The following is a 24,005-nucleotide window of genomic DNA, read 5'->3' on the forward strand; positions in this document are numbered from 1 at the left end:
TGGACCAGATCGGTGCCTCGGTCAACGAGCTCGCAGAGATGTCGGCCAACCTGCGCAGCAGCGTCGAAGCATTCAGGTATTGACAACCGTCCGGCGCCCGCGGTGACCCCCCTCATCTCCCGCGGGCGCCGGCCTCATCTCGACGGCGGCACCTGAGACCGCCCACCGCGAGCGTGCCTCGTGGCGGGCGTTCTCGACGTGCTAAAGTTGCTCGTCGCGCGCGAGTGGCGGAACGGCAGACGCGCTGGCTTCAGGTGCCAGTGTCCGAAAGGGCGTGGGGGTTCAAATCCCCCCTCGCGCACAAAGAAGAAGGCCCCTTCACCGGTTGATCCGGTGAGGGGGCCTTTCTCGTTCCCGCCCGCGCGCGTCCGGGCACCTCGAGTGCACGGATGGGTTCAGAAGGCCGCGGTGTACGAACGGACATGGCGATGGTGTGGAGGTGCTGCTCGAACTACGAGGCGCCATCTTTCGCACGTTTCGCGAGGATGTCCACGATGCCTTCCCGGAACCGCGGCTCCACACGGTGCCGGGTACCGCCCTCGATCTCAGCCGCGAACTTCCGGACGCTCTCAAGGCTCCGAAGCGACCCGCCGGCCACCAAGAACGCTCGTGCCCACGACTTTTCGTCGCTCGGGTAGCCCTTTGCCCGGAAGGCTCGCATCAGACCGACCACTGCGTCCTTGCCGTGCCCGCTCTCGAGGCCGTTGTACTCCTCGCTCACCATGACCCGTGCGGCTTCGACCATCACGTCGTCCGGCGCCTCGTGTCGGCTGCCCGTGTACAAGTTGACTGCGCCAACCGCCTCCAGCCACATACGCGCCACTTCATGGGGTGCCCACACCATCACGAAGAGCCGACCAAGCGTTCCGTTCGCAACCGATGTTCGCAGCGCATCCACGTCCTCGTCGCGGTACGGGTGTAGCGCTACCGCCGTGAGACCACGCAGTGGCGTGTCTCGCGCCGCGACAAGATCCGAAAAGTTGGCAGGGCCCACACGTTGTGCAGAGGCACCGATGAACCCCGCGGCTTCGCGATCGGCGGGACGGTCCTTGAGATACGCGCGCGCGGCCAGCACGAACAGCGCGAAGCGATCATTGCCCAGCCACTTCCGGATCGACGCGCTGTTGCGCTCCATACCGGTGCCCTGCTGGGCCCAGTCCTCGCGGATCATGTAAGCGATCTCAGTCATGAAGGCACCATGCCACCGGCGTCTGACATCCGATCTAGGAGCCTGTTGTTGAGGGCGATCGTCCGGCAGCTAGCCGTTGTACAGCGACCAGATAGGCCAGGTCCGCATTCGCTCAAGGTCGTCGCGCTTGATGTGTGATGAGAGGTACTCGACCTCGTCACTTTCTCCCAGCAGGATCGCGCAGGCGATCTCCAGCATTTCGCTGAGAGGGTGCGTGCGGTCACCGGCCATCTTGTGTTTGAGCTTGCGGATCTCAAGCCGATCCTCCGCCGTCAACAGATCGCGGCGGTGAAGGATCTGCCACCGGTTCACTAGGTGGTGCGGAGCCTGCTGGTCGGACTCTAGGAGCCAATCGTTCAGTCCTTCGGCGGCGGCAAGGAACTCGTCCGCTCGAGCTGCGTTCGTGTCGCTCGCCGTGAGGAGTTTTAGCACGAACTGCGTCGCGTTTGCGAATGTGGAACGGGGCCAGTCCAAGAGTGTCTGGTAGGCGCCAACTAGCCCGTCGAGACGCAAGTTGAGCGCGGAAGTAACGTGCTCTTCCTCGATGCAGTCGTACGGCGTGACCGGGTATTCGGGTCCATCGCCGCTTTCTGATCGAGCCCAAAACTGTCGCCGGAAATCGGAGGAGAACAAGTCGATGATTCGCCAATGGTTCTCGGACTCCCCGGCGAGTGCGAAGAGCACGAGTTGCGCTGGACCGACGGCCTGGCGCACAAACCCAGGTCCGGGCATCGCGGCCTGGACTTCTTCGTCCTTGACGATCGCTCGGTGGAGCACTTCGAGCTGTGACATCTGTTGATCGTCGATGTCGCCAATGCTTGCGAGGTTGCCGTCCACGCCGAGGGCGTCGAATAGTTCCGACAGCATCTGTAGTTGAGACAGGACCTCGCCGACTTCGCGAGAGAGTTTGTCGTCCGCCACTATCCCGAGAGCAGTCTCTTTTCCTCCCACGGTGATCGTTCCGCCTGAGTTCAGCGCCAACATGAACTTGCAAGCGCGGATGCGGTCAGCGAGCGAGCCTTCCGGTTCGAGGTGTGCCTTCATTGATCGGTTGTCTGCGGATTCGGTGAGGGTTAGTGATATGCCAGGACCGATTGAGATGCGAACGGTTTGGTCGTCGATGCGTTGGCGGTAACTCTCCGTGTAGACAGTGTCACCTGCGGCAAAGTCCGCCTCCACACGCTGTTTCGAGTAGTCGTCGGGGATGATCTCGAGCACGCCGGGAAGCGGCACGGCCATGCCACCCTTCGTGTGCAGCACCAGCGAAACGTTGCCGGAATCGAGGTCGATGCGCGTGCGTTGACCGAAGTTTGGTTCCCGAAGCGAGTAAAAGGTGAAGCTCTCCGCTGCCTCGAGCAAGACGGGATCGATGCCGGCTTGGGGATTCTGGTCCCGTGTTCGAAGGGCCAGCCTCACTATCGAGTCGATCGCATGCGAGTTACTGGGAAGTGCCGTCAGCGGCACGGGAATTGTGGGCGAGGTCTCTGGTGCACTGGCGAGCAGCTTGGTGATGGTGAACGGTGCGAGGTTCGCGTAGTAGGTCACGCACTCACCGGTGCCACTGTTGACACGAACGAAGAAGTACAGGACTCCCGACTCCTGCAGATAGCCGTTGAGGTCCACCCGAGGCACGTTCCAGTGCTTCTGCGGCGTGTCGATCCTCTTGCCGGTGCGTCCCTTGACCTGAACGGGCACACGTCCTGCCCTGTTGGCGTTGCTCAAGGGCGCCTTGTCATAGACCTCGATGTGCCCGTCTGTCAGTGGCGTCTTGTCGTTCTTGTCCAAGAACGGCTTGAGTAATGGGCAGAGCGCAACGGATCTCTCAACCTCGGCAACGCTTAGGGCCTCGACGTCCACAGTGCCATTCTGCCAATGGCGTTGCTTCGTGTGGACGAGGGCGCCGCGCGCGCCCTCCGACACGCCTGGGACGGCGCGCCACATTGAGTACCTCCGGCTGTGGGGCCGCCACGTGCGGTTCATGTGGCTGAACCGAGACAGTCAGCCTCCCGCACGACCCCGGGAGTGTCGGAGCCGTTCGTTAGCGTCGTCGCATGGGAGCCGACCAGACCCCACGACACGCGCCTGCCGAGATCTCGGCGGACGTCTCACGTCTTCTTCTCGAGGCGCTGGTGGGCTTGCTGCGCCAGCAAGACTCAGACTTGCGCATGCTCGCACTTGTCGAAGCGCAAGCCGAAGAGGCCGACGCACGCACGACCCGGCTCGTTGAGGAACTAGCGGCCCAGCATCCCGGTGCGCGCGAGACGAACCTGCGCAGGCTCGTCGACGAGACGACGGACCTGTACTTCGAGCGAGTCGCGAAGGCGGACGACCTCGAGAGCGTCGTCGAGTCCGTGCTCGAGATGGCGCATACATACGATGGCGAACTCCCACACGGAACAGACGGCGCCACCCTTGCGGCAACAGTTCTCAGCGCGTGCGCAGACGTTTCAGACTCAACCCGCATGTACGCGACACTACTCATGGGTGCGATGGCCTCCTTCGAGGGCACGTTGCTCAGACTCGTCCAGGTGCTCGCAGCAGCCGACCCAACGGCGGCACGGACCAAAGGGCGCGAGCGCCAGGGCTTCGGTGCGGCCGTGGTCACTCTTCGCGAACACGAGCATCTGTTCGAAGCGATCTACACAGCCACGCGTTCGGCGCGCGGTGGTTGGAGAGGATGGCAACGCCTCTTCGGATGGTTTGGATTCGCCCTTCCGGAAGCCTCGCCGCTGCTTGAGGAAGCGTCACGCGTGCGCAACGCCGTCGCACACACCAACGGCCTCGTCGCGCACCCGGAGGATGGCGCGCACTCCGACAGTGACGTGCGCCTCGACAGTGCCGCGGAGATCACTCCCGAGTTTCTGCGCGACGTGCTTGACGCGCAGTTGACAGCGGCAGCGGCGCTTGGTGTGACGATCTTGAACAGGGCGTTTGGGGACGCCGAGCTCTCGTCGTCGTACGTGCTCGGCAGGCTCGACTACGAGCTCCTGGTGCGGCGCCGAGACTCCGTGATCGCCGGCGCCCAGGACCTTCATGACCAAGCAATCTCAAAGGACGTGGACGAGGAACGGCACCTCCAGGTGAACTTCTGGCTTGCACTGCACCGGCTTGGACGACAAGGGAAGTACATGCGCGAGCTATCCAGGTGGGGACCGGAGGTCGACGGGACGGTTCTCGATGCCGCTCGAGCTATCTTGCTGAGTCGTCCTGGCAAGGCGAAGCGAATCGCGCAGCGGCTTCGGACGGTAGGCGCACTAGGCGAACGCGAGTGGCTCACGTGGCCTCTCATTGACGAGATCCGAGGCTAGCGGTGCCGCGGGAAGTGGCGTCGCGTGCAAGCGGTCATGGCTCTCTGGCAGGTCCGCTGAGATGGTCGGAACATTTCTCGCGCGGATTGTCGTGGATGAAGTATGACGACAACATCGACCCCACTGGGCGCCTTTGTGGATGACGAGCGTGCACCTACCGCCGCCGAGGTGGAGGCATGGCAGCGGGACAGCACGTTTCTGCCTGAGAGCGAAGCGACTCCGGACCGGTTTCCTGCGCTGTACAACATGTCGGCGGCCTTTATGTACCGCGGCGTGATCCGGCCTGTCGAACCCGAGCGACCCGATTACGTGACAATCTCGATCGACCGGGCCGACCTACCGATGAGCGGCCAACTCGCGGAGTGGAACATGCTGTGGGAAGCGGGCCAGTTCCGCCGGAGGGTCTTCTCGGGAGAAGACCTCTCCGAGCCGCTCGCACGAATCGCAGATCTCGGCGACATCAACGCGGTCATCGTGCCTCGAACGGAGTCTCGTTACTTCGAGTACGCGCCGATCTACCACCTACTTCCCGCGAAGACGCTGCATCGATTCGGCTTGCCGCTGCTACGCAAGGGCCAGTGGCCCTTCACTGCTGACCACAGCAACATGGGCCGCTTCCTCACGCCCGACTTCGCCGACCGGCTCGCAAAGGCGTGGGCCTGGACCGTGTGGCCACATCTCGTTTCCGGATCGGGGCAGGCGGCCTTCTCAAACCAGGACCCGATTCGATTGCTCGCCCACAACCTCGACTTCTGGGTGCCGCCCGTTACCGACGTCATCCAAGACACGCTCGCGTCGTTCCCCGAAGTCGACAACGGCCAGCCCACTGGGCCCGTAACCCTGGAAGACGGAACGTTTCTAGAGGGGGCCACGACTGGCAACCCGCGGAAGGGCGGCCCGATCTGGACAGGCGAGGAACAAGCCGGGTGGGCAGTCGGAGACGTCGTCGAGGCCGCAGACCATGCCGGGCGCCTGCGTGGAATCCTGGACGCAGTCCGCAGCAACAGAGTCGAGGAAGACTTCTCGCCCCGGTGGTCCTATGCCCGCGAGGACTTCGAGCGCAAGCTCTACCGCAAGCGCAACAGGGTCAAGGTTCGCTTCGTCGAATTGACGGACGCGGTTCCAGTCCAGAGCCCCGACAGTGACCTCCTGGGGAACATCGTGACGAGCGACTTCCTCGCCGTGCTCAACGACAAAGAGCGGGAGATCGTCGTGCTCCTAGCCAGCGGCTACCGGCAGCATGAAATCGCTGAGCGCCTGGGATATGCGAACCATAGCCCGATCGCGAAGAGGCTCGCCCGCATTCGCAAGCAAGCGGAACAGCACTTCGATCTCGCATGAGCCGAGCGCAGACCGATCGGATCAGCCCGGTCACGCGACCGCACAAGGCAGACGCCGAAGACGAGCTACTCGCGAAGTCGCCCTCGAACGAACACAAAATGTGGGGGCAGGTGCCCGCGTGAGACCCAAGATGTAGTATAAGAACGCCAGATGCGCGACAAGCCCGGACCTCGGGTGTGTCGAGGTCTCGGGCTTGTAGGCACCTTCACTTGGCCGTTCGGGTGTCTACGATCCTAAGCCTCTTTGCGGGTGGCCGCTCACCAGAGTGACCATTGCCACACCGGCCACTGGTGAACCGGTAAGGAGGTTCGCCATGAGTGCGAATCAGAAGCCTGGTGAGACCGCGAAGCGGTCGGGCCAGTACGAGCAGGTCGGCCCGCGTGGCCGAAGGACTGGAGTGGAGCGCACGGTCACCCGAGGCGAGCCGCTCCCGCCAACGCCTCAGCGTGGGATGACCTACAGGTTGGTCGACCCGACCAAGACGAAGGGGCGCTAGGCATGGCCCGCGCCATCTTCGTCCCGAGTCCGAAGTGTCACCGCAAGCTCGGGCCGTACTCGGCAGTCTCTGCCGGCTGGGCACGCTGTGGACACTGCGGCGCGAAGCTCATGGTCCGGGTCTAGGGTGCGGTGGGGCTGGCACGCCGAGCGCGTGCCAGCCCCATCCCACACGAGATCTGCAAACTCGGTAGGCCTCGTGGCAGCACCTCACAAGCGCAAGCCCATGACGAATCGGAGGCAGAGGATGCTCCTCTCGCATGTCATCTACATCGACACCAATGTGGTGTTCAAAGACCACTACTGGACATCCCTCCACGCGCGGATCCTTCGCGCACTGGCGCAGCGAGAAGGCATCGAGATTTGGTTCTCGCCCGTGGTTGTTGAGGAGCGGGAGCGCCAACGTGAGGCTGATCTCGACATGCAGGTCACAAAGGCACGAGGGGTTTCCCGGGCGTTCCTCGGCTTTGAAGAGGCGGTCGCGACGAGCACGGCATTCGAAAACTATGTCTTGGAAGCGCGGCAAGCGAGCCTAGCCATCGCGAGGCAGTTCTACAAAGAGACTTGGTCGCGAGTTCTGCCGTGGCCTACACCGAGCGCAGAGGATCTGGTTCGTCGCGAACTCAAGATTCGGCCCCCGTTTTCTCCGGCGGGAGCCGAGAATGAGGGCCAGGTCGCGAAGGGGTACCGGGACACTATGATCTGGCTGGGCCTCCTCGACGCGATGGAGGATTCTCCTCATACCCGTTTTATGCTCGTTTCTAGCGACCGTAAGGCGTTTGGCGCGCCTGGCGAAATGTGGCCGGATCTCGTTACCGAGTTGGAGAGCCGTGGGGTCCAGCCACACAGGCTTCAGCATTTCGATTCAGTCATCGAGCTCGCGAGGGTCTTGACCCCACTTGCTCAGGACGCTCCCGATGAGGACCTTGAGCAAATGCTCCACATAGCCCACTGGGCGGAGGATCGAAGTCAGCAAGACCTCGTCGGAACTTGGGACGTCGCCCATGAGACGCATACGGGCCTCGGCATTAATCTCATGATTCCGATTGAGGGCCACTACGATCAATGGCACCTCGAGGTGGAAGCTCTCTCGCGGGAGGCGGAGCACCAGGAACGCTGGCAGGTGACCGGCACGATTACCGTCACTGGCGCTGTGAACAAGTGGGACTACTACGTGGACACGGGGGGCGACCCGGCGGACTACGACCTACTTGACGAGATCAACGATCATTATCTCTTGGTGGAAGCCACCCGCGAAGTCGAGATCTTGCTTGAGGTCACGGGGGAATCCAAGGACGGCTTTGAAGTCAATGTAGTTTCTGCCCACGTCCTCTAGGAAAGAGCCTCATGGGTCGAAGTGGCCGAGCATCAGTGCGCCTTGTCAGTGCGTGAGATGGTCGCGTACGCCCGCGGCGGCCTTCTACGCAGCGATTCCGGCCCTACTGAGCGGGGTGTGTCGCGTATCCGTGCGCAGGCGGGCGGCGCTTGTCCCACCACCAGCTGCGTGAGTTCACTTGCCCGATCCTTGGCATGGGTTACTTCCGGCTGAAAGCCCCGTCCGGGTGATCCCAGTGCCCTTCAGTGTGGCAGACGACGCCCCGGGCGCTGTGTTCGTACAACCAGTTGGCGTTCAACCCAGGACTCCGACGCGGCGCCCAAGACAGAGTCAGTCGGAGTTCGCCATCCGAGGCCCTGCTGGCTTTGCACGGGCCGCGAGCGTCTGAACGTGCGGCTCACATCATGAGGTCGAAGATCAGGCTGGGCCCGTCTGGCGCACCTTCATGGACGTCGGCGTGGCACCGGTACTCCGGGTCGGCGCGCGGCGTGTAGGTCGTGGGCGCGCCTGGGGGAGGGACGGTGTCATGCGTGTGGCGGCGTATCTGGTCGAACATGTCGAGAGTGATGGCGTCTGCGGGTCCCGTCGCGTGAAGCACAAGCGCGAGTGACCGATCTGCGAGTGCGAGCGCCGCGACGAGCGGTGCGTCTGCTGGCAGAGTTACCTTGCCGGGACGCGCTATCGCGATCACGAGCGCGTTGACGGACCCGACGGGTGCGGGTGTGAGCCAGGTGACCTTGGCTGCGGCAGCGTACGGACGGGCGCGGGGGACGATGTCATCTGACGGCGTGAGGATTCGGGTGACTGGGATCAGCCCGTCCGCATTTACGGCAGGACGCTCCCATTGGCTGAGGACCCGGTCGACGCCGAGTGCGGCGGCCGCCGCCGGGTCGTAAGCAAGTCGCCAGTCGCCGGACGCGTGGAACGAGTACTTCGAATCGGTGCCGTGGCGTTCATCGCGGGTCGCGAGGTACAGGTCTGCGTCCGTCTTCGACGACCACAGCCGCCACACGCTCGGATACGCGGCAGCGTCGCCGAGTGCGAAGCGGACCGCTCCGCCTGGAGCCTGGATTGGAACCTCCCTGGAGGACCCGTCCGACTGGTTGATCGTGATCGTGCCCACGGGCTCGGGCGCCTTTGACATTTCGAACCTCCTTCGTTCGCCAGCGTACCTACCGCTGCAAGGCCCACAGGGATTGCCCGTGTCCTGACACTCCCCGGGAGGTTCCCGTGCCCGACGAATCGGCGCAGCCGCGCGAGGTCCGTGGGAAATCGCTCATCTCGCCGTGGGAAGCGGACGCGAGCGCTTTGCGAAGCTCCAGGTACGCGGATTCTCCGAACACCCCACAAAGAAGAAGGCCCCCGATCCCTGAGGATCGGGGGCCTTTCTCGTGCCCGCCCGCGCGCGTCCGGGCCCCTCGAGTGCACGGATGGGTTCAGATAGCCGCTGCTAGAACTACCCGGCGCCATCCTTCGCACGTTCCGCGAGGAGCTGTGCGATCCGGCTCTGAAGCGTGGCTCGACTCTGTGCCGAGTTCCACGCTCAATCTCGACCGTGTACTTGCGCACGCTCGCGAGCCCGTGGCACGAACCTCCAGCGGCCAGGAACGCTCGAGTGAGTTCGAAGGCTCTGTGCTCTTCGAGGAAATTGCTGCGCTAGACCCCAAGGCCAACGCGAGCAATGTGGCTTGCGGAACTTCGCGTCAATGAAGAAGAACAGGTCTGCGAGGACGTCGCCTCGGGGCTCAGGTGTCTTCCGTCGCGACGGCGCACGTTCGCATCCGATGCCGTCGGTTCGGGATGGGGCGCGCACCGGTCACCGACGCTACGCTCACTGGGACGGTGATCGAGGATGAGCGTTCGATGCAGCGGAGACCGCCAGGACGAATGCTGGGTTCAAGCGCGGTTTGACGGTGGTGTCTCGTGGACTTGCGGCCCTGGGGGTGAGAATCGCTTTGTCAGGCAGAAGAGTGATGTTCGTGTACTTGCCGAGGGCTGGCGTCGACAAGTGGGGCGCGCTGCGGAGGCTCGTCGCGGTGCTCACTGTGGGACTTGCCACCTTTCTCGGAGGGTTCTTGGGGTTCATCGATCCAGCGATCGGTCGCCCAACGCCGTGGACTCGGACGGTGCTCCCGACACTGGCGATTCTTGTTCTTGCGCTACTCCTTGTTGTCGTCGCGGTGAGGCTCCGGTCGTTGCGTTTGATGCCGCTTCTCATCATCACGATCGACGCCCAAGGCGAGACCGTTCTCCGCACAAGCCTGATCAGCAAGGTCTTGGCGCTCACGCCAGCAAGGCGTGGTCGGCTGAAGGTCGTTCTGCGCGAGTTCGTTCTTCCGCACCGCACGTTGCGAGGGTCCGTCAGGGGCGTCTACCACTTCCAGCTCACACTCGATAATGGCGAGGGAAGCCCGCTGACCATCGCCATCGAGAACTACACGCGCGACTACGACTGGCACGCCTGGCTCGATCGAGTGTTCGCGAGGATCGGGGTCCCAGCGGAGATCGAGGTTGTGCGCGCTCCGCGCTGACGAAGCGTCCCGGTCTGGCGTGTTCCATGGCTCGGGACGGCCCAGTCCATCCGGAGAGTTTCCTCTCCACAGCCCCGTGGCTGTCCCGCCGTCGGCTGGGGGCGACTACTGCATCACCCGCTGACGCTCTTGAAGTAGGAGGACTCGCGGCGGCCCGCAGGGTCGTCGGGACCCGGGTCGCTGGGCCGCACGGACAGCTTGTCGTTGTATCCGGGCGAAACACGGAGACCAGGCGCTCGTCATGGGACCTGCTGGGTACGGATTGGCGTATGCGGTGTCGTCTGGCTGGGAGTGGGCCGTGACCACGATCAACGGCCGCAACGGGCCCATAGGCTGCAACCCTATGGAACGAGTAGCTGGTTTTGCAGATGGAGGATACGGGTCGTGCAGGTAGTGAGGGTTGCGGTCGTGGCAGTCGTCCTTCTTGCTGCGTCACTGTCATCGGCTGGCTGCGAACCGGAGCGTGGCGGTTGGGCGGTGGTGGTCGAGATTCGCGGCGATCAATCGGCAATGGTCGCTGTACCCGCGTGCGCCGGAGATCGCCTGAGAGTTGCCGGCGTGAGCGAGGGCGGCGGTACTGGCGGCGCTCTGCTCCATGGAGAGGATAAGCCGCTGGACGTGGCGCGCAGCCACCTGTTCGACGTGTCCACCAAGACCGTCGAGCAAGGTCGCCTGACAAGTGATCTTCCGGTGGTTGCTGACCGACCCTTCTCCTCGGGGGCAGGAGACTTGGAGGGCTTGGGACGCTGGACCGTTAGCACGAACGCGTGGTCGCTCGGCTTCGATTGGTCCGACGTCGTTCTCGAGGGTCCGGGCGTGTACCTGGTGCAGAGTGACACCTCGGCACAGGTGGTGGTGTCGCCCATTGAGGACTCGGGTGTGAGCATCGCGGAGCGAGCGCTGGCATGGTGCTCCGAAGCCCCAGGGGAGTGACCGAGAGCGTCTTGGCTTGAGTGTCGTTCCGCTCAGGTTCCTTGTCCGACGGGGGTCTGCCGCATCGACGGGTGACATCTGATCTGGCTTGCCCATCCGGCTGATCCGTCGTGGGTTTGGTTCCTCGGTGGCGGTGAGTGCTGACGCCCTCGCGGAGTAAGCGCAGCAGGCGGCCTCGATGGCTGCCGGGGTGGCATCACCTATCGAGCTGGCGCACCGAGTCACGGTCGCGCTTGGGCATCGGGATCAGGTGGACGCCGCTGCCGGGTGCAGGCTGGTCAGTGCCGCGGCGGTCGTGCTCGATCACGTCGACCACCAGATCCGCCGCCCTCTTGCCCATGGCGCGGTGCGGCAACGCGAACGTGGTGAGGCCCGGGTGCAGCCACGCAGCGATCGACGCGTCGTCGAAGGAGACGACGGAGACATCGCCCGGAATCGACAGGCCGTGCTCTTGCACCGCTTGGTAGGCGCCCATCGCGAGGCGGTCGTTGAAGCACAGCAGCGCCTCCGGCACGCCCTTCTCCAGCAGTGCGCTGGCGGCGCGGTACCCCTCCGGTGGCAGCCACTGGTTGATGTCCCGGCCCGATGCGGGGGCGAGGCCGTTCTCTCCCAGCACTTCGAGGATGCCAGCCAGGCGCTGCCGGGCGGCGCTCGAGATGGTGCGGACGTCGTCCGGGCCGGGGCCGGCGCCGATGAGGTGGATGTCGCGATGTCCCGCCTCGACCAGAGCGGCGGCGGCGTCGCGCCCGGCCTGGTGCTCTGCGGGCAGGACGACGGGCAGGGTCAGGTCACCGTCGGTGGAGATGTTGAGCAGCACCGCGGGAGTCCGGGTGAGCTCGGCGGGCAGGTCGCGTCCGTGGGTCAGCATCGAGGCGAGGATCACGCCGTCGACCTGACGATCGAACATCGCGTCGAGGAGCTGGCGTTCGAGCGTGGTGTTGCCGCCGGTCTCGCCGACGAACACCATGAAGCCGCGGTCGCGGGCTGCCTCGATGGCGCCCTTGATCATCTCGCCGGCGAGGCGGGAGGAGGCGACGGAGTCGGAGATGAAGCCCAGGGTGCTCGTGTGGCCCTTGCGCAGGCCCACTGACACGGCGTTGGGTCGGTATCCCAGTCGTTGAGCGGCGTCACGGACGCGCTGCTGCGAGCTGGTGGAGATGCGAACGGCGGCGCCCCGTCCGGAGAGCACGAGGGAGGCGGTCGAGACGGCGACGCCGGCTTCGGCGGCGACATCGGCCAAGGTCACCCTCTTGTTGGCCACGCCACTCTCCTCCCCTCCGCTGCCGTAGCGGTGTCCGCCAGGACTATAACGATTGAGCCACCTTAGGGCATCTGAGTTGACAGTCTGCCTGATCGTGAGCGACGCTAACGCTTGCTAGTTCGGTTTAGCACGAGCGCCCAAGACTTGGGCAGGAGAGGAATGGGAGACAACGATGTCCCAGACACCAACACCCCGCACCACCACGAGGCGGCGCACGGTGCGCTCCGCCGCACTGGGCGCGATCGGGCTTCTCGCCCTCGCCGCCTGCTCCCCCCCGGGAGGCGATGAAGAGCCAGAGGAGACCTCTGCCCCCACCACGTCCGCCACGACCTCCGCCAGCGGCGAGATCAGTTGTGGCACCGAGGAGGTGACGGTCGAGGCGTACGTCGAGACCGGCTTCCCGGTCTTCGCCGAGCTCGCCGCCGAGTTCGAGAGCCAGCACCCCAACGTGACGTTCAACATCCGCGAGGACCAGTTCGCGGTCATCACCCAGAACGCGCCGCGCATCCTCGCGGACTCCGAGACGGACATCATGCGCCTGCCGCAGATGTCGGAGCTCGCGTCCGACGGCCTGCTGCTCGACCTCGACCCCTATGCCGAGGCATTCGGATGGGACCAGTGGCCCTCCTCGCAGCTCGAGCAGATGCGCGTCGACGACGAGGGGCGTCGCGGAAGCGGCCCGCTCTACGCGATGGGCCTCAACTACTCGATGACCGGCGTCTTCTACAACGTCGAGCTCGCGGAGCAGATCGGCATGACCGAGCCGCCCGCCACGCTCGACGAGTTCGATGCCTACCTGCAGGCGGCGGCGGACGAAGGCCTCACCCCGCTCAACCAGTTCAACGGTGGCGCCACCGGCGGCCTCGCGTTCCCGCTGCAGGCGCTCATGGCGTCCTACGGCGACCCGAGCGAGATCAACTCGTGGGTCTACCAGCAGGAGGGCGCGAACATCGACACGGAGTCGAACCTCGCGGCCGCGCAGCACCTCAACGGCTGGATCGAGTCTGGCTACTTCGCCGATGACATCAACGCGATCGACTACGCGCAGATGATGGCGCGCTTCATCGAGGGCGACAGCGTCTTCATCTTCACCGGCGACTGGGAGTCTGGAAACCTCGACACCCAGATGCCGGGCAACGCGGGCTTCTTCCTGATGCCCCCGCTGGAAGAGGGCGGCCAACTGGGCGCCATGTCCGCACCGCTCACCTACGGAGTCTCGGCGAACGCCGCGAATCCCGACTGCGCCGCGACGTTCCTTGACTGGGTCGCCACCGACGAGACCGCTCGCACCATCGCGGTCGAGATCGGCGGCTCCCACCCCATGGGACCGGCAGACGCGTTCATGCCTGAGCTCGACGAGTCCTCGGTGACCGCACAGACCCTCGCGGCCGGCGCCACGGTGGCCGAGAACAACGGCACGATGGACTTCATCGCCAACGCGACGGGATCCATCTACGCACAGAGCTGGACTCCTCAGCTCCAGAACATGGTGGCCGGTCAGCAGACGCCCGAGGGTCTCCTCGAGACCGTCCAGTCCGACTACCTCGAGCAGATTGGCGAGTGACCTAACCGATGTCTACGTCCTGGAGCACCACGGATAAGGCCACGAGCCGCCCGTCCGCCCCAGGGCCGTCAGACGACCTCCGCCGCAAGCGCCGCGCCGCCAAGGTGCGGCGCTTGCGGACGGGGCTGCCGGGGCTGCTTCTCGTGGCGCCGGCGCTCGCGTTCTACGGAGTGTTCGTGCTGCGGCCCCTGGCGGCCACGGTGCAGTACTCCTTCTATGAGTGGAACGGCATCAGCACCGCGACCTGGGCTGGCGTCGACAACTACGTGCGGCTGCTGACCGACCCCGACCTTCTCGGGCCGATCCTCAACGCTCTGCAGCTCATCATCTACTTCTCGTTCGTCCCCGTCGTGTTCGGCGTGATCGCCGCGGCGATCATCCGCAAGATGGGAGCGAGCCGGCTCGCGGGCATCTCCCGTACGGTGCTGTTCCTGCCCCAGGTGATCCCGCTGGTGGCAGCCGGCATCATGTGGACGTGGCTGCTCGCCACGGACGGCGCCGTGAACCAGGTCATGCGAGTGATCGGCCTCGACGGCCTCACCCGAGCCTGGCTGGGCGACTTCGACACCGCGCTTCCCGCCGTCGGCGTGATCGGCGCCTGGGTCAACGTGGGCCTGTGCATGCTGCTGATGCTCGCCGGCATGACCAAGGTGGACCCCTCGCTGTACGAGGCCGCCCGCCTCGACGGCGCCGGACCCATTCGGGAGTTCGTGTCCGTGACCCTCCCGGCCGTGCGCCAGGAGCTGGGCGTCGCGATCATCATCACGGTGATCAGCGCGCTGCGAAGCTTCGACATCATCTTCATCTCGACTCAAGGCGGACCAGGCAGTTCGACCATGGTGCCCGGGCTCGAGATCTACTACCTCGCGTTCTTCGAGCGGGAGATCGGCCAGGCATCCGCCCTCGCCGTGGCGCTCACGGTGCTGGTGCTCATCGTGGTCCTCCCGCTCAACCGCCTGACCAGATCGGATAGCGACTCATGAACACCACCGCTCGCGAGCTCTGGACGGGGCGGATCCTCCTCATCGTCGTGATGGCGGTGACCATCGTGCCGTTCGTGAGCCTGTTCATCACGGCGCTGCACCCTCCCGGCACCTACCCGCCCGGGCTGGCGCTGCCCGAGGAGTTCCACTGGAACAACTTCCTGCTGGCCTTCGAGGCCGCAAACATGGGCGCGCTGCTCCAGTCGAGCTTCATCATCGAACTCGGCGTGGTGCCGGTGGCCATCCTGATCGCGACTCTCGCGGGCTTCGCTCTCGGCCACCTCAACGTGCCCTTCAAGCGGACGCTGTTCATCATCTTCGTGCTGGGCCTGACGCTGCCGTTCGAGGGCATCATCGTGCCGCTGTACTACCAGATGCGCGAGTACGGGCTCCTCAACACCCAACTGGCGATCATCCTGCCGCTCATCGGTCTGTTCATGCCGTTCGCGGTGATGTGGATGCGCGCGCACTTCGTCAACATGCCGCAGGAGCTGTCGGAGGCCGCGCGCATGGACGGCGCGAGCACGTGGCAGCTGTTCTGGCGGGTGCATGTGCCGTTGTCGCGCCCGGCGATCGCTTCGCTCGCGATCCTGCTGTTCCTGTGGACATGGAACCAGTTCCTTCTGGCGATCGTCCTGGTCGACGATCCGGAGAAGCGCACCATGGCCGGTGCGCTGGGTGCGTTCCAAGGCCAGTGGGGCACCGACATCCCGCTGCTGTGCGCCGGCTCACTGCTGATCCTCACCCCCACGCTGATCGTGTTCCTCGTGTTCCAGCGCCAGTTCGTCGCCGCACTGCTCCAGGGAGCGGTGAAGGGATGACGCGCAGTGATGGGATGACCGAGGAGCTGTCACGCCCCCCGTTCGACCCCGAGGTGGCCAGGGCACTGGCGCAGCAGCAGGACATCATCGTGACCACCATGAGCCACGACGACATTCCACGCGTGCGGAGCCTGGGTGCGGACGTCGCCCCCACGGCGCCGCTGACCCACGGCGGCTTCGATCGGACGGACCTGACCGCGCCGGGGCGACAGGACCTCCCGGACGTCCCCGTCGTGGTGCTCACCCCGGGGGATCGCGGAGCGCCGGCCCCGGTGCTCGTGTTCCTGCACGGCGGAGGCATGATCGCGGGCATTCCTGAGTCCGACCTGGATGCCATGGCCGACCTTGCCCATCACACCGGCTGCGCGGTGGTGTCGGTCGCGTACCGGCTTGCTCCTGAGCAGCCGTACCCCGCGGCAGTCGACGACGTGGTGACGGCTCTCGAGTGGCTCGCGTCGGGCGAGGCTCCTGCTTCGCTCGACCCGCAACGCATCGTGCTCAGCGGGATCAGCGCAGGGGGTGGCCTCGCGGCCGCCGTCGCCCTCCGGTGCAGGGATGCGCGCGGTCCGCGACTCAGCGGACTGCTGCTGATGTGCCCGATGCTCGATCACCGTTCGAACTCTGCTTCGGCACGCCAGATGATCGGCGCCGGCTCGTGGGACGCGACCGCGAATGCGACGGCATGGGAGGCCTATCTGGCCGGCGCGGCCCCGACGTCCCACGCGTCCGCGGCGCTGGCCGACGACCTCTCCGAGTTGCCCCCGGTGTTCATCGACGTAGGCTCGACGGAGACGTTCCGCGACGAGTGCGTCGACTTCGCGTCACGTCTGTGGCAGCACGGCGGCGATGCCGAGCTGCACGTGTGGCCGGGCGGCGCCCATGCGTTCGACATGCTCGCGCCGTGGACGCGGATGGCGCGCACTGCCCGGGACACACGTGAGGCCTGGCTCCGTCGCCTGCTGACCCGCCTGCCCGCCGCGTGACCCAAGGAGATCTCATGACCGACTCTCGCGCTGGGGGACCCCAGCTCATCACCTACATCGATCGACTGGCCGGCGACCTCGACGGCCTTCAGTCCGTGCTGCGGGGTCCACTCGACGGCGTCTTCGACGGCGTTCACCTGCTGCCCTACTACACGCCCTTCGACGGCACCGATGCGGGCTTCGACCCCACCGATCACACCCAGGTGGATCCGCGGCTCGGGTCGTGGGAGGACGTGCGCGCGCTGAGCGGTGACCACACCGTGATGAGCGACGTGATCGTCAACCACGTGTCGTCACGCTCCGCGATGTTCCAGGACGTCGTCGAACATGGTGACGGGTCGCGATGGTCTCCGATGTTCCTCACCCTGTCCTCGCTGTTTCCCGACGGCGCGACGGAGGCGGACCTCGCCCGCATCTACCGGCCGCGGCCCGGCATGCCGTTCACGACCATGACTCTCGGCGGCGAGCGGCGCCTCGTGTGGACCACCTTCACTCCCGACCAGGTGGACCTCGACCTGCGCAGCGACGTGGCGTGGGAGTACCTCGAGAGCGTCATCGACGCTCTGACCTCCGCCGGCGTCACGATGCTGCGCCTCGACGCCGTGGGCTACACCGGCAAGGAGGCGGGCACCTCGTGCTTCATGACCGAGCCTGCCGCGCGCTACACCCAGCGGATCCTCGAGCTCGCGCACGCGCGTGGCGCCTCCGTGCTGCTGGAGATCCACGGTCACTACCTGCAGCAGGTGGAGATCGCACAGAGCGTGGACTACGTCTACGACTTCGCCCTCCCACCGCTCGTGCTGCACGCACTCCACGCCCGTGACCTGCGCCCGCTCAAGGCGTGGTTCGGCGTCCGCCCCGCCAACGCCGTCACCGTGCTGGACACGCACGACGGCATCGGCATCGTCGATGTAGGCGCGAACGACCTGCGTCCCGGCGACCCGGGGCTGCTCAACCCCGCGCAGATCGATGCACTGGTGGAGTCGATTCATGACGCCAGCGGTGGCACCAGCCGGGCGGCGACGGGTGCGGCCGCCTCCAACCTCGACCTCTACCAGGTCAACTGCACGTTCTACGATGCGCTCGGACGCGACGATGCGCGCTATCTTCTGGCGCGGCTCATCCAGATCATGACGCCGGGGATTCCGCAGGTCTACTACGTGGGCCTGCTCGCGGGCGCCAACGACATGGAGCTGCTCGAAGCGTCCGGCGTGGGACGCGACGTCAACCGTCACCACTACTCGGCCGACGAGATCCGCGCTGCGGTGGAGCGTCCGGTCGTGGCAGCGCAGCTGGACGCCCTCCGTCTGCGCCGGGAGCACGGCGCCTTCGGGGGAGAGTTCACCTCGGAGTTCACCGACACCACGCTGTCGATGCGGTGGAACCAGGGCGACCAGGAGGTGGTGCTGCAGGCGGACGTCGGAGCGGGCACCTTCTCGCTGCTCGCGAGCGGTCGCGAGGACGAGGTGGTCTGCGACCACACCAGCGTGGCCACCTCCGTCTAGACGCAAGCACGCACGAAGGCCCCCATCCCGGGATCACCGGGGTGGGGGCCTTCGCCCTTGCGAAGGTGAGCGCCCCTACCGCGCTGCCTCCACGACCGCCGGCGAGAACGCGTCGAGGTGATCGAGGTGCGGCAAGGGCTTGACGACGAACAGCAGCGTCGGCTACTGTCGTGCTTCATCGATACAGCTCTTGTGCAACCCGGAATTGCTGTAACGATACAGCAGAGTAGCCAATGGAGGTGCTTGGACTCATGACCGCTCCCAAGATGGATGTGGCCAAGGTGACGCTGCGGGACGTCGCTGAGCGAGTGGGCCTCTCGGTCTCGGCTGTATCTCAGGCGCTCTTGGATGGACCGCGCATCGGCACCGAGACCAAGGCGCGCGTGCGTGAGGCTGCGGAAGAACTGGGATACGTCACCAACAGTGCGGGCCGTGCACTGCGCGCCCGCCGGGCCGATGCCGTCGCGTTGATCGTGCCGAACACCAGCCAACACGTCTTTGGGCACTCCTACTTCATGCACGTGCTGACCGGCGTGACGGATGCCGCCAACTCCCGCGAGGCCCAGCTCGTCATCTCGACCAATGTCGACGAGCAGCACGGCAAAGCCGCCTACGACCGCGTGATGCGATCGGGATCGGTCGACGGCGCGATCGTGACCAGTGCCGCGGTCGACGACGAGGGCATCGCTCAGTTGGTCAGCTCCGGCGTGCCGGTGGTGCTCCTCGGCGGTTTCCCTGTGCTGCCCGATGCGGTCAGCGTGGGCATTGATGATGTGGCGGCGTCCTACGCGGCAACCGAGCACGTGGTGCGCGACCACGGGCGTCGTTCAGTCGTCCACATCAGTGGTCCGCTGGACCACCAGGCGGCCATTGATCGGCGTGATGGGTTCATCGCAGCCGCCGAGCACTACGGCGCGACGTTCGAGGTCGTCGAAGGAGACTTCGATGAGGAGTCCGGCGATGCGGCTGCTGTATCGATACAGCGACGCGAGGGCGTCGATGGGGTGGTCGCCGCGAATGACGAGATGGCCTTCGGGGCCATGCGCCGCCTCGCCGCCGATGGGCACGATGTCCCGCGCCGGATCTCCATCGTCGGCTTCGATGACTTCGGCCTGGCGCGCGTGACGACGCCCGCGATCACGACGGTCCGGGTGCCGGCCGAGGAGATGGCACGCCTCGCGACCGACCGATTGTTCGATCTGATCGGCGGAGTCCGGTTCACCGGACCCGACGCTCACGCTGTGCTGCCGACGGAACTGGTCGTGCGCCAGTCCTGCGGCTGTCCATAGGCACGCAAGCCGCAATCCACGCTCCGTCTGGGGCTACCGTTCAAAGGAGAACACGCTCATGCGCACTATCAGAAGGCACCTCACTATCGCGACCGTCGCGGCTCTGGCCGTGGCCGGGTGCAGTTCCGCAGGCTCCACCGACAATGACGGCGACCCCGGCATGGAGACCGATGCCGACGCCGGGCCCGTGGAGCTGACGCTGTGGACTGGCTTCACCGGCGGCGACCGGGGCGCGTATGAAGCGTTGGTCGAGACGTTCAACGACACCCATGACGACATCCAGGTGGAGATGGAGGTCCAGCCGTGGGACACCATCGCCCAGAAGCTGCCGTCCGCATGGGCCACCGGGCAGGGTCCGGATGTGGCCACGCCGAACTTCGATCCGAACATCGTGGGCCAGTACCTCGAGACCGACTCGCTGCTGGCGCTCGACGCGGTGGGTGAGGGAGAGGGCCAGATCAACGTGGGGCAGCTCGCCCCGGCCGCCGTCGAGGCGTTCACCGTGGACGGCACGCTGTACGCGGTGCCGGCCAACATGGCGACGTTGCAGCTGTACTACAACAAGACCCTCTTCGAACAGGCTGGAATCGACGGCCCGCCGGCGGACGTCGATGAGTTCCGGGAGGTCGCTCGCGATCTGACCGGTGACGGGGTCTATGGGCTGTCTCTTGCTGAGCGGGAGACCATTCAGATGTGGCCCATACTGCAGTGGCTTGACGGTGGCGACATCGTCGACGAGCAGTACTGTGCCGCTCTCGACACCCCGGAGAACGTCGAGAGCCTGACCACCTGGTCCCAGCTCGTCGTCGACGAGGTGGCGCCGGTGGGGCTGACGGGGGCGGAGTCCGACGCTCTGTTCAGCGCGGGCCAGGCTGCGATGCAACTGAACGGTCCGTGGGCAGCCCCTGGCTACCGCGACGCGGGCATCGAACTGGGGATCGCACCGGTGCCGACAGGAGTCGACGGCGACGTGACCCTTGCCTCCACCGCGCCGCTGGCGATCTCCGCCAACACCGAGCACCCCGCGGAGGCACAGGAGTTCCTCGCGTGGTGGACGGGTCAGGAGGCGCAGAAGCAGTTCGCGCTGGAGAGCGGATTCCCGCCGGTGCGCACCGACATGGGCGACGACCCTGAGCTCGCCGCGAATGAGGACGTCTCTGCCTTCGCAGCGGCGTTGCCCGGCGCGCGTCTGTACCTGCCGGGCGTGCCCAGCGCCACCGAGGTGGACTCGGAGGGCTATATCCCGCTGATCGGCGAGATCACTCGCGGGGAGGACGTGGAGCAGGCCATCCAGGCGGCGACCGAGCGCATCAACTCGACCACTGGATGCCAAGGCTGACATGACGGCCACGTCTACACGCTCTGCGCGTGCCGCGCGCCCCGTGCCCAGCACGGGGCGCGCCGGCCGCAGCGGTCATCGACCTCGCCGGTGGCGCTTCCAACCCGCCTGGCTGTTCGCGGCACCGAGTCTGGTCATCCTGCTCGGCTTCATCGTCTACCCGATCGTGCAGTCGTTCCGCTACAGCCTGTACAACTGGCGCATCGGTGCCGAGACCCAAGAGTGGGTGGGGCTGGCCAACTACGCCGAGCTCCTCGGCGACGAGCGGTTCTGGAACGCCCTCTACGTCACCGTCATCTTCTCGGTCGTGTCCGTGGTGGCGCAGCTGATCCTCGGCTTCGCCGCTGCATCGGCACTGCAGCGCGACACCTGGCTCAACAGGATCGTCCGGTCGGTGTTCTTCTTTCCCACGATCGTCGCGCTGGCGATCATCGGCATCGTGTGGCGCTTCATGCTCGATCCCAGCATCGGTCTGATCGGCGGCGTGACCGAGTTGGTGGGTGCCGAGCCGATTCCGTGGCTGCAGGACACCTCGCTCGCTCTGCCCGCGGTCATCGCTGTCAGCGTGTGGAAGAACGTGGGCTTCACCATGATCATCCTGCTGGCCGGCCTGAAGGGCGTGCCGGAGCACCTCTATGAAGCCGCGCGGCTCGACGGGGCGAGAGGGTGGCAGTTGATCCGCCACGTGACCCTGCCGAGCATCCGCCCCACACTCCTCTTCGCCACCATGATCATGACCATCAACTCCCTCCAGGTGTTCGACCTGGTGTACGTCATGACCAACGGCGGCCCACTGTTCGCCACGGACACCCTGGTCACGATGATGTTCCGCGAGGGATTCGAGAACTTCAACCTCGGCTACGCCTCGACCATCGCCTGGGTGCTGTTCGCCATCATCATGGCGCTCTCCGCCTTCCAGCTACGAATCTTCAGGTATCAAGATGTCGACTGACCTTCATGTGCGGCGGCGCCCCTCCCCCCAGAAGGCGCTGACCGGGACCCTCAAATGGGTGCTGCTCGGCGTCGGCATCGTCGTGGCCCTCGTGCCGTTCGTGTGGATGGTGACCGGGTCGTTCCGGACCGAGGCTGACCTGTTCGGCGCACCCGCGAGCCTGCTGCCAGAGCAGTGGAGCCTTCATGGATACCGGGGCATCTGGGAGGAGCTCCCGTTCATGCGGCTGGTCATGAACAGCTTCATCTTCGCCGGCGTCACGACCGCTCTGTGCCTGGTGTTCGACTCGATGTTCGCCTACGCGTTGGCCCGCATCAAGTTCCGTGGCTCCACCCTGTGCTTCTGGCTCGTCATCGCGACGCTGATGGTGCCGTTCCAGGTCACGCTCATCCCGGTGTTCGTGGAGCTGTTCCATCTGGGCTGGCTGGACACCTACCACGGGCTGATCATTCCGCGGGCGACCAGCGCGTTCGGCATCTTCATGCTGCGCCAGTTCTTCATCTCCATTCCACGGGAGCTCGACGAGGCGGCGCGCATCGATGGCGCCGGACACCTGCGCATCTACTGGCAGATCATCCTGCCATTGGCCAAGCCTGCGTTGGCCACGCTCGCGGTGCTGCACTTCATGAACCTGTGGAACGACCTGCTGTGGCCGCTGATCGTCACCAGCTCCACCGAGATGCGCACCCTGCCGGCGGCACTGACGCTCTTCGGCGGCCAGCACGTCAACGACCATGCCGTGCTCCTGGCCGGCGCGACCCTCTCCTTGCTGCCTCTTGCGCTGGCCTTCTTCCTGGCCCAGCGGTACTTCGTGGCGGGCGTGGCAACGACGGGACTCAAATGACACGCCCTGCATTCGTGGCCGGCAACCTGACGTGGGCCCTGGGAATCGAGGACACCTGCGTCTACCCGGTTGATCCGAGCCGGATGGCTCTGGACGAGCACGTCCTGACGGACCACCACCTGCAGTGGCGCAGCGATCTGGACCTCGTGGCTGAGCTCGGAGCGACAGCGCTTCGCTATGGAGTGAGCTGGCCCCGCATCCACACCGGCCCGGGGCAGTTCGACTGGGAGAGCCTCGACCAGGTCGTGGCGCACGCCGTCGACGATCTTGGCCTGACGCTGGTGGCCGATCTCGTCCACTACGGCACCCCACCATGGCTGATCGACAGCTTCGCCGACGACGCCTACCCCGCGGCCATTGAAGAGTTCGCCGGCGCGATCGCCTCCCGCTATCGGGATCGCCTCACCCACTTCACCCCGTTGAACGAGCCCGTGACCACGGCATCGTTCTGCGGATTGCGCGGCGTGTGGCCGCCCGCGCGCGCCGGCTGGACCGGATGGGTCTCCGTTGTCATGCCGATCGCCGTGGGCATGGCGCGCGCCATCCACGCGATCCGCCGCGCCCAGCCTCACGCAAGCATCGTTCACGTGGAGGCCGCCACCAACATCCGCACCGATGAACCGGACCTCGACGATCATGCACGCCTCCTCACGGAGGTGGGGTGGCTGCCCACAGATCTGCTGCTGGGCCGTGTCGACGCCTCGCATCCCATGCATGAGTGGCTGCTGAGGCACGGCGCGCGCGAGACTGAGCTCGACTGGCTGTCTGCACACGGGACCAGTCCAGACATCATGGGCGTGAACTACTACCCGGATCTGACCCCGCGGCGACTCGTGAACCTCGAGGGCCAGGTGGTCCAGGTGAGCTATGACCGCGGCGCGCGCGGACTGCGAGAGGCTCTGACGGGATTCCACGCCCGCTACGGCCTGCCGCTGGCAGTGACCGAGACCAGCGTCGAAGGCGACGATGCCATACGCGCGCGTTGGCTGAGTGAGTCGGTCGACGCGGTCCGGCGCCTCAGCGCCGAGGGCGTCGACGTGCGCGGGTACACGTGGTGGCCGATGTTCGACTTCGTCGATTGGTCCTGGGCGGCAGGTGGCGCCAACGTCGAGGAGTTCGCCGTCGCGCAACCGCGACCCGATGGCTCGCTCGAGATCGCCCCGGCACCGCCGCTGGGGGACCCGGTGGACGGGAAGACCGCCTTTCTGCGCCGCATGGGCGTGGTCCGGCTCGAGGAGAAACCGGACGGCACCCTCGAGCGGCATCCGACTCGCGCCGCGCACCTGTTCACTGCGGCGGCGATGCGCCCGGTCGGAGAGGGCGCAGCGTGA

General features: G+C 65.7%; 19 protein-coding genes and 1 tRNA gene. 16 read left to right on the forward strand and 4 right to left on the reverse strand.

The annotated features are described in order from the left end of the window. The first annotated feature begins 218 nt into the window (after positions 1 to 218). Positions 219 to 301, forward strand: a tRNA-Leu gene (locus AOP72_RS00005). A gap of 150 nt (positions 302 to 451) precedes the next feature. Here the strand turns inward: AOP72_RS00005 and AOP72_RS00010 are convergent. Both AOP72_RS00010 and AOP72_RS00015 read right to left on the reverse strand, forming a co-directional pair. Next, positions 452 to 1,171: a hypothetical protein gene (locus AOP72_RS00010; protein ID WP_152650175.1), complete on the reverse strand. Its 720-nt coding sequence runs from the start codon at positions 1,169 to 1,171 to the stop codon at positions 452 to 454. Between the two features lie 87 nt (positions 1,172 to 1,258). Next, positions 1,259 to 3,046 (reverse strand): hypothetical protein, encoded by a 1,788-nt coding sequence (locus AOP72_RS00015; protein WP_152650176.1) that lies wholly within the window; start codon positions 3,044 to 3,046, stop codon positions 1,259 to 1,261. A gap of 194 nt (positions 3,047 to 3,240) precedes the next feature. Here AOP72_RS00015 and AOP72_RS00020 point away from each other — a divergent pair, with 194 nt between their 5' ends. The 3 genes from AOP72_RS00020 (at position 3,241) to AOP72_RS00030 (ending at position 7,669) form a co-directional block, all read left to right on the forward strand. Beyond that, entirely contained in the window at positions 3,241 to 4,497 is a 1,257-nt protein-coding gene (locus AOP72_RS00020) for a hypothetical protein (protein ID WP_062130641.1), read from the forward strand. Between the two features lie 102 nt (positions 4,498 to 4,599). Further along, on the forward strand, positions 4,600 to 5,838 hold the full coding sequence (locus AOP72_RS00025; RefSeq protein ID WP_062130644.1) for an RNA polymerase sigma factor: 1,239 nt from the start codon (positions 4,600 to 4,602) through the stop codon (positions 5,836 to 5,838). Between the two features lie 694 nt (positions 5,839 to 6,532). Then, complete coding sequence (locus AOP72_RS00030; protein WP_152650177.1) at positions 6,533 to 7,669, forward strand: PIN domain-containing protein; 1,137 nt, start codon at positions 6,533 to 6,535, stop codon at positions 7,667 to 7,669. A gap of 397 nt (positions 7,670 to 8,066) precedes the next feature. On the opposite strand, the gene AOP72_RS00035 is transcribed toward AOP72_RS00030, so the two are convergent. Then, a complete protein-coding gene (locus AOP72_RS00035) occupies positions 8,067 to 8,813 on the reverse strand; it encodes a hypothetical protein (protein WP_062130650.1) in 747 nt (248 codons plus the stop codon). 829 nt (positions 8,814 to 9,642) lie between these two features. On the opposite strand from AOP72_RS00035, the gene AOP72_RS00040 reads away from it, so the two are divergent. After that, a complete protein-coding gene (locus tag AOP72_RS00040) occupies positions 9,643 to 10,200 on the forward strand; it encodes a hypothetical protein (RefSeq protein ID WP_062130653.1) in 558 nt (185 codons plus the stop codon). A gap of 558 nt (positions 10,201 to 10,758) precedes the next feature. Further along, positions 10,759 to 11,133 (forward strand): hypothetical protein, encoded by a 375-nt coding sequence (locus AOP72_RS00045; protein ID WP_152650178.1) that lies wholly within the window; start codon positions 10,759 to 10,761, stop codon positions 11,131 to 11,133. Positions 11,134 to 11,329: 196 nt separating this feature from the next. On the opposite strand, the gene AOP72_RS00050 is transcribed toward AOP72_RS00045, so the two are convergent. Continuing rightward, positions 11,330 to 12,394 (reverse strand): LacI family DNA-binding transcriptional regulator, encoded by a 1,065-nt coding sequence (locus tag AOP72_RS00050; RefSeq protein WP_193746322.1) that lies wholly within the window; start codon positions 12,392 to 12,394, stop codon positions 11,330 to 11,332. Positions 12,395 to 12,566: 172 nt separating this feature from the next. Between AOP72_RS00050 and AOP72_RS00055 the strand changes: the two genes are divergently transcribed. The 10 genes from AOP72_RS00055 to AOP72_RS00100 all read left to right on the forward strand — a co-directional run bounded on the left by AOP72_RS00055 (position 12,567) and on the right by AOP72_RS00100 (position 24,005). Continuing rightward, on the forward strand, positions 12,567 to 13,958 hold the full coding sequence (locus AOP72_RS00055) for an ABC transporter substrate-binding protein (protein ID WP_062130659.1): 1,392 nt from the start codon (positions 12,567 to 12,569) through the stop codon (positions 13,956 to 13,958). A gap of 8 nt (positions 13,959 to 13,966) precedes the next feature. After that, positions 13,967 to 14,941, forward strand: coding sequence for a carbohydrate ABC transporter permease (locus AOP72_RS00060; RefSeq protein WP_084631029.1), 975 nt, complete (start codon positions 13,967 to 13,969; stop codon positions 14,939 to 14,941). After that, positions 14,938 to 15,762, forward strand: coding sequence for a carbohydrate ABC transporter permease (locus AOP72_RS00065; protein WP_062130662.1), 825 nt, complete (start codon positions 14,938 to 14,940; stop codon positions 15,760 to 15,762). Before AOP72_RS00060 ends, AOP72_RS00065 begins: the two co-directional genes overlap by 4 nt. Next, positions 15,759 to 16,745 (forward strand): alpha/beta hydrolase, encoded by a 987-nt coding sequence (locus tag AOP72_RS00070; protein ID WP_238581567.1) that lies wholly within the window; start codon positions 15,759 to 15,761, stop codon positions 16,743 to 16,745. The genes AOP72_RS00065 and AOP72_RS00070 overlap by 4 nt, the downstream gene beginning before the upstream one ends. Before the next feature lie 14 nt (positions 16,746 to 16,759). Beyond that, positions 16,760 to 18,250 carry a sucrose phosphorylase gene (gene gtfA / locus AOP72_RS00075; protein WP_062130668.1) on the forward strand — a complete coding sequence of 497 codons (1,491 nt, stop codon included), beginning with the start codon at positions 16,760 to 16,762 and terminating at the stop codon, positions 18,248 to 18,250. 251 nt (positions 18,251 to 18,501) lie between these two features. Then, positions 18,502 to 19,539: a LacI family DNA-binding transcriptional regulator gene (locus AOP72_RS00080; RefSeq protein ID WP_193746323.1), complete on the forward strand. Its 1,038-nt coding sequence runs from the start codon at positions 18,502 to 18,504 to the stop codon at positions 19,537 to 19,539. A 58-nt stretch (positions 19,540 to 19,597) separates the two neighbouring features. Further along, positions 19,598 to 20,878: an ABC transporter substrate-binding protein gene (locus AOP72_RS00085; RefSeq protein WP_152650179.1), complete on the forward strand. Its 1,281-nt coding sequence runs from the start codon at positions 19,598 to 19,600 to the stop codon at positions 20,876 to 20,878. 1 nt (position 20,879) lies between these two features. Further along, positions 20,880 to 21,830 (forward strand): carbohydrate ABC transporter permease, encoded by a 951-nt coding sequence (locus AOP72_RS00090; protein ID WP_084631030.1) that lies wholly within the window; start codon positions 20,880 to 20,882, stop codon positions 21,828 to 21,830. Continuing rightward, a complete protein-coding gene (locus tag AOP72_RS00095) occupies positions 21,820 to 22,674 on the forward strand; it encodes a carbohydrate ABC transporter permease (protein ID WP_062130674.1) in 855 nt (284 codons plus the stop codon). The genes AOP72_RS00090 and AOP72_RS00095 overlap by 11 nt, the downstream gene beginning before the upstream one ends. Then, positions 22,671 to 24,005 (forward strand): family 1 glycosylhydrolase, encoded by a 1,335-nt coding sequence (locus AOP72_RS00100; RefSeq protein ID WP_062130678.1) that lies wholly within the window; start codon positions 22,671 to 22,673, stop codon positions 24,003 to 24,005. Before AOP72_RS00095 ends, AOP72_RS00100 begins: the two co-directional genes overlap by 4 nt.

The sequence above is a fragment of the Demequina aestuarii genome (genome assembly GCF_000975095.1).
Lineage (GTDB): Bacteria > Actinomycetota > Actinomycetes > Actinomycetales > Demequinaceae > Demequina > Demequina aestuarii.

What these genes read in the sequence shown, in the direction of transcription:
- AOP72_RS00010 (WP_152650175.1), bottom strand. Translation starts at nt 1,171, where the DNA reads ATGATCCGCGAGGACTGGGCCCAGCAGGGCACCGGTATGGAGCGCAAC.
- AOP72_RS00020 (WP_062130641.1), top strand. Translation starts at nt 3,241, where the DNA reads ATGGGAGCCGACCAGACCCCACGACACGCGCCTGCCGAGATCTCGGCG.
- AOP72_RS00025 (WP_062130644.1), top strand. Translation starts at nt 4,600, where the DNA reads ATGACGACAACATCGACCCCACTGGGCGCCTTTGTGGATGACGAGCGT.
- AOP72_RS00035 (WP_062130650.1), bottom strand. Translation starts at nt 8,813, where the DNA reads ATGTCAAAGGCGCCCGAGCCCGTGGGCACGATCACGATCAACCAGTCG.
- AOP72_RS00040 (WP_062130653.1), top strand. Translation starts at nt 9,643, where the DNA reads ATGTTCGTGTACTTGCCGAGGGCTGGCGTCGACAAGTGGGGCGCGCTG.
- AOP72_RS00055 (WP_062130659.1), top strand. Translation starts at nt 12,567, where the DNA reads ATGTCCCAGACACCAACACCCCGCACCACCACGAGGCGGCGCACGGTG.
- AOP72_RS00060 (WP_084631029.1), top strand. Translation starts at nt 13,967, where the DNA reads ATGTCTACGTCCTGGAGCACCACGGATAAGGCCACGAGCCGCCCGTCC.
- AOP72_RS00065 (WP_062130662.1), top strand. Translation starts at nt 14,938, where the DNA reads ATGAACACCACCGCTCGCGAGCTCTGGACGGGGCGGATCCTCCTCATC.
- AOP72_RS00070 (WP_238581567.1), top strand. Translation starts at nt 15,759, where the DNA reads ATGACGCGCAGTGATGGGATGACCGAGGAGCTGTCACGCCCCCCGTTC.
- gtfA (WP_062130668.1), top strand. Translation starts at nt 16,760, where the DNA reads ATGACCGACTCTCGCGCTGGGGGACCCCAGCTCATCACCTACATCGAT.
- AOP72_RS00080 (WP_193746323.1), top strand. Translation starts at nt 18,502, where the DNA reads ATGACCGCTCCCAAGATGGATGTGGCCAAGGTGACGCTGCGGGACGTC.
- AOP72_RS00085 (WP_152650179.1), top strand. Translation starts at nt 19,598, where the DNA reads ATGCGCACTATCAGAAGGCACCTCACTATCGCGACCGTCGCGGCTCTG.
- AOP72_RS00090 (WP_084631030.1), top strand. Translation starts at nt 20,880, where the DNA reads ATGACGGCCACGTCTACACGCTCTGCGCGTGCCGCGCGCCCCGTGCCC.
- AOP72_RS00095 (WP_062130674.1), top strand. Translation starts at nt 21,820, where the DNA reads ATGTCGACTGACCTTCATGTGCGGCGGCGCCCCTCCCCCCAGAAGGCG.
- AOP72_RS00100 (WP_062130678.1), top strand. Translation starts at nt 22,671, where the DNA reads ATGACACGCCCTGCATTCGTGGCCGGCAACCTGACGTGGGCCCTGGGA.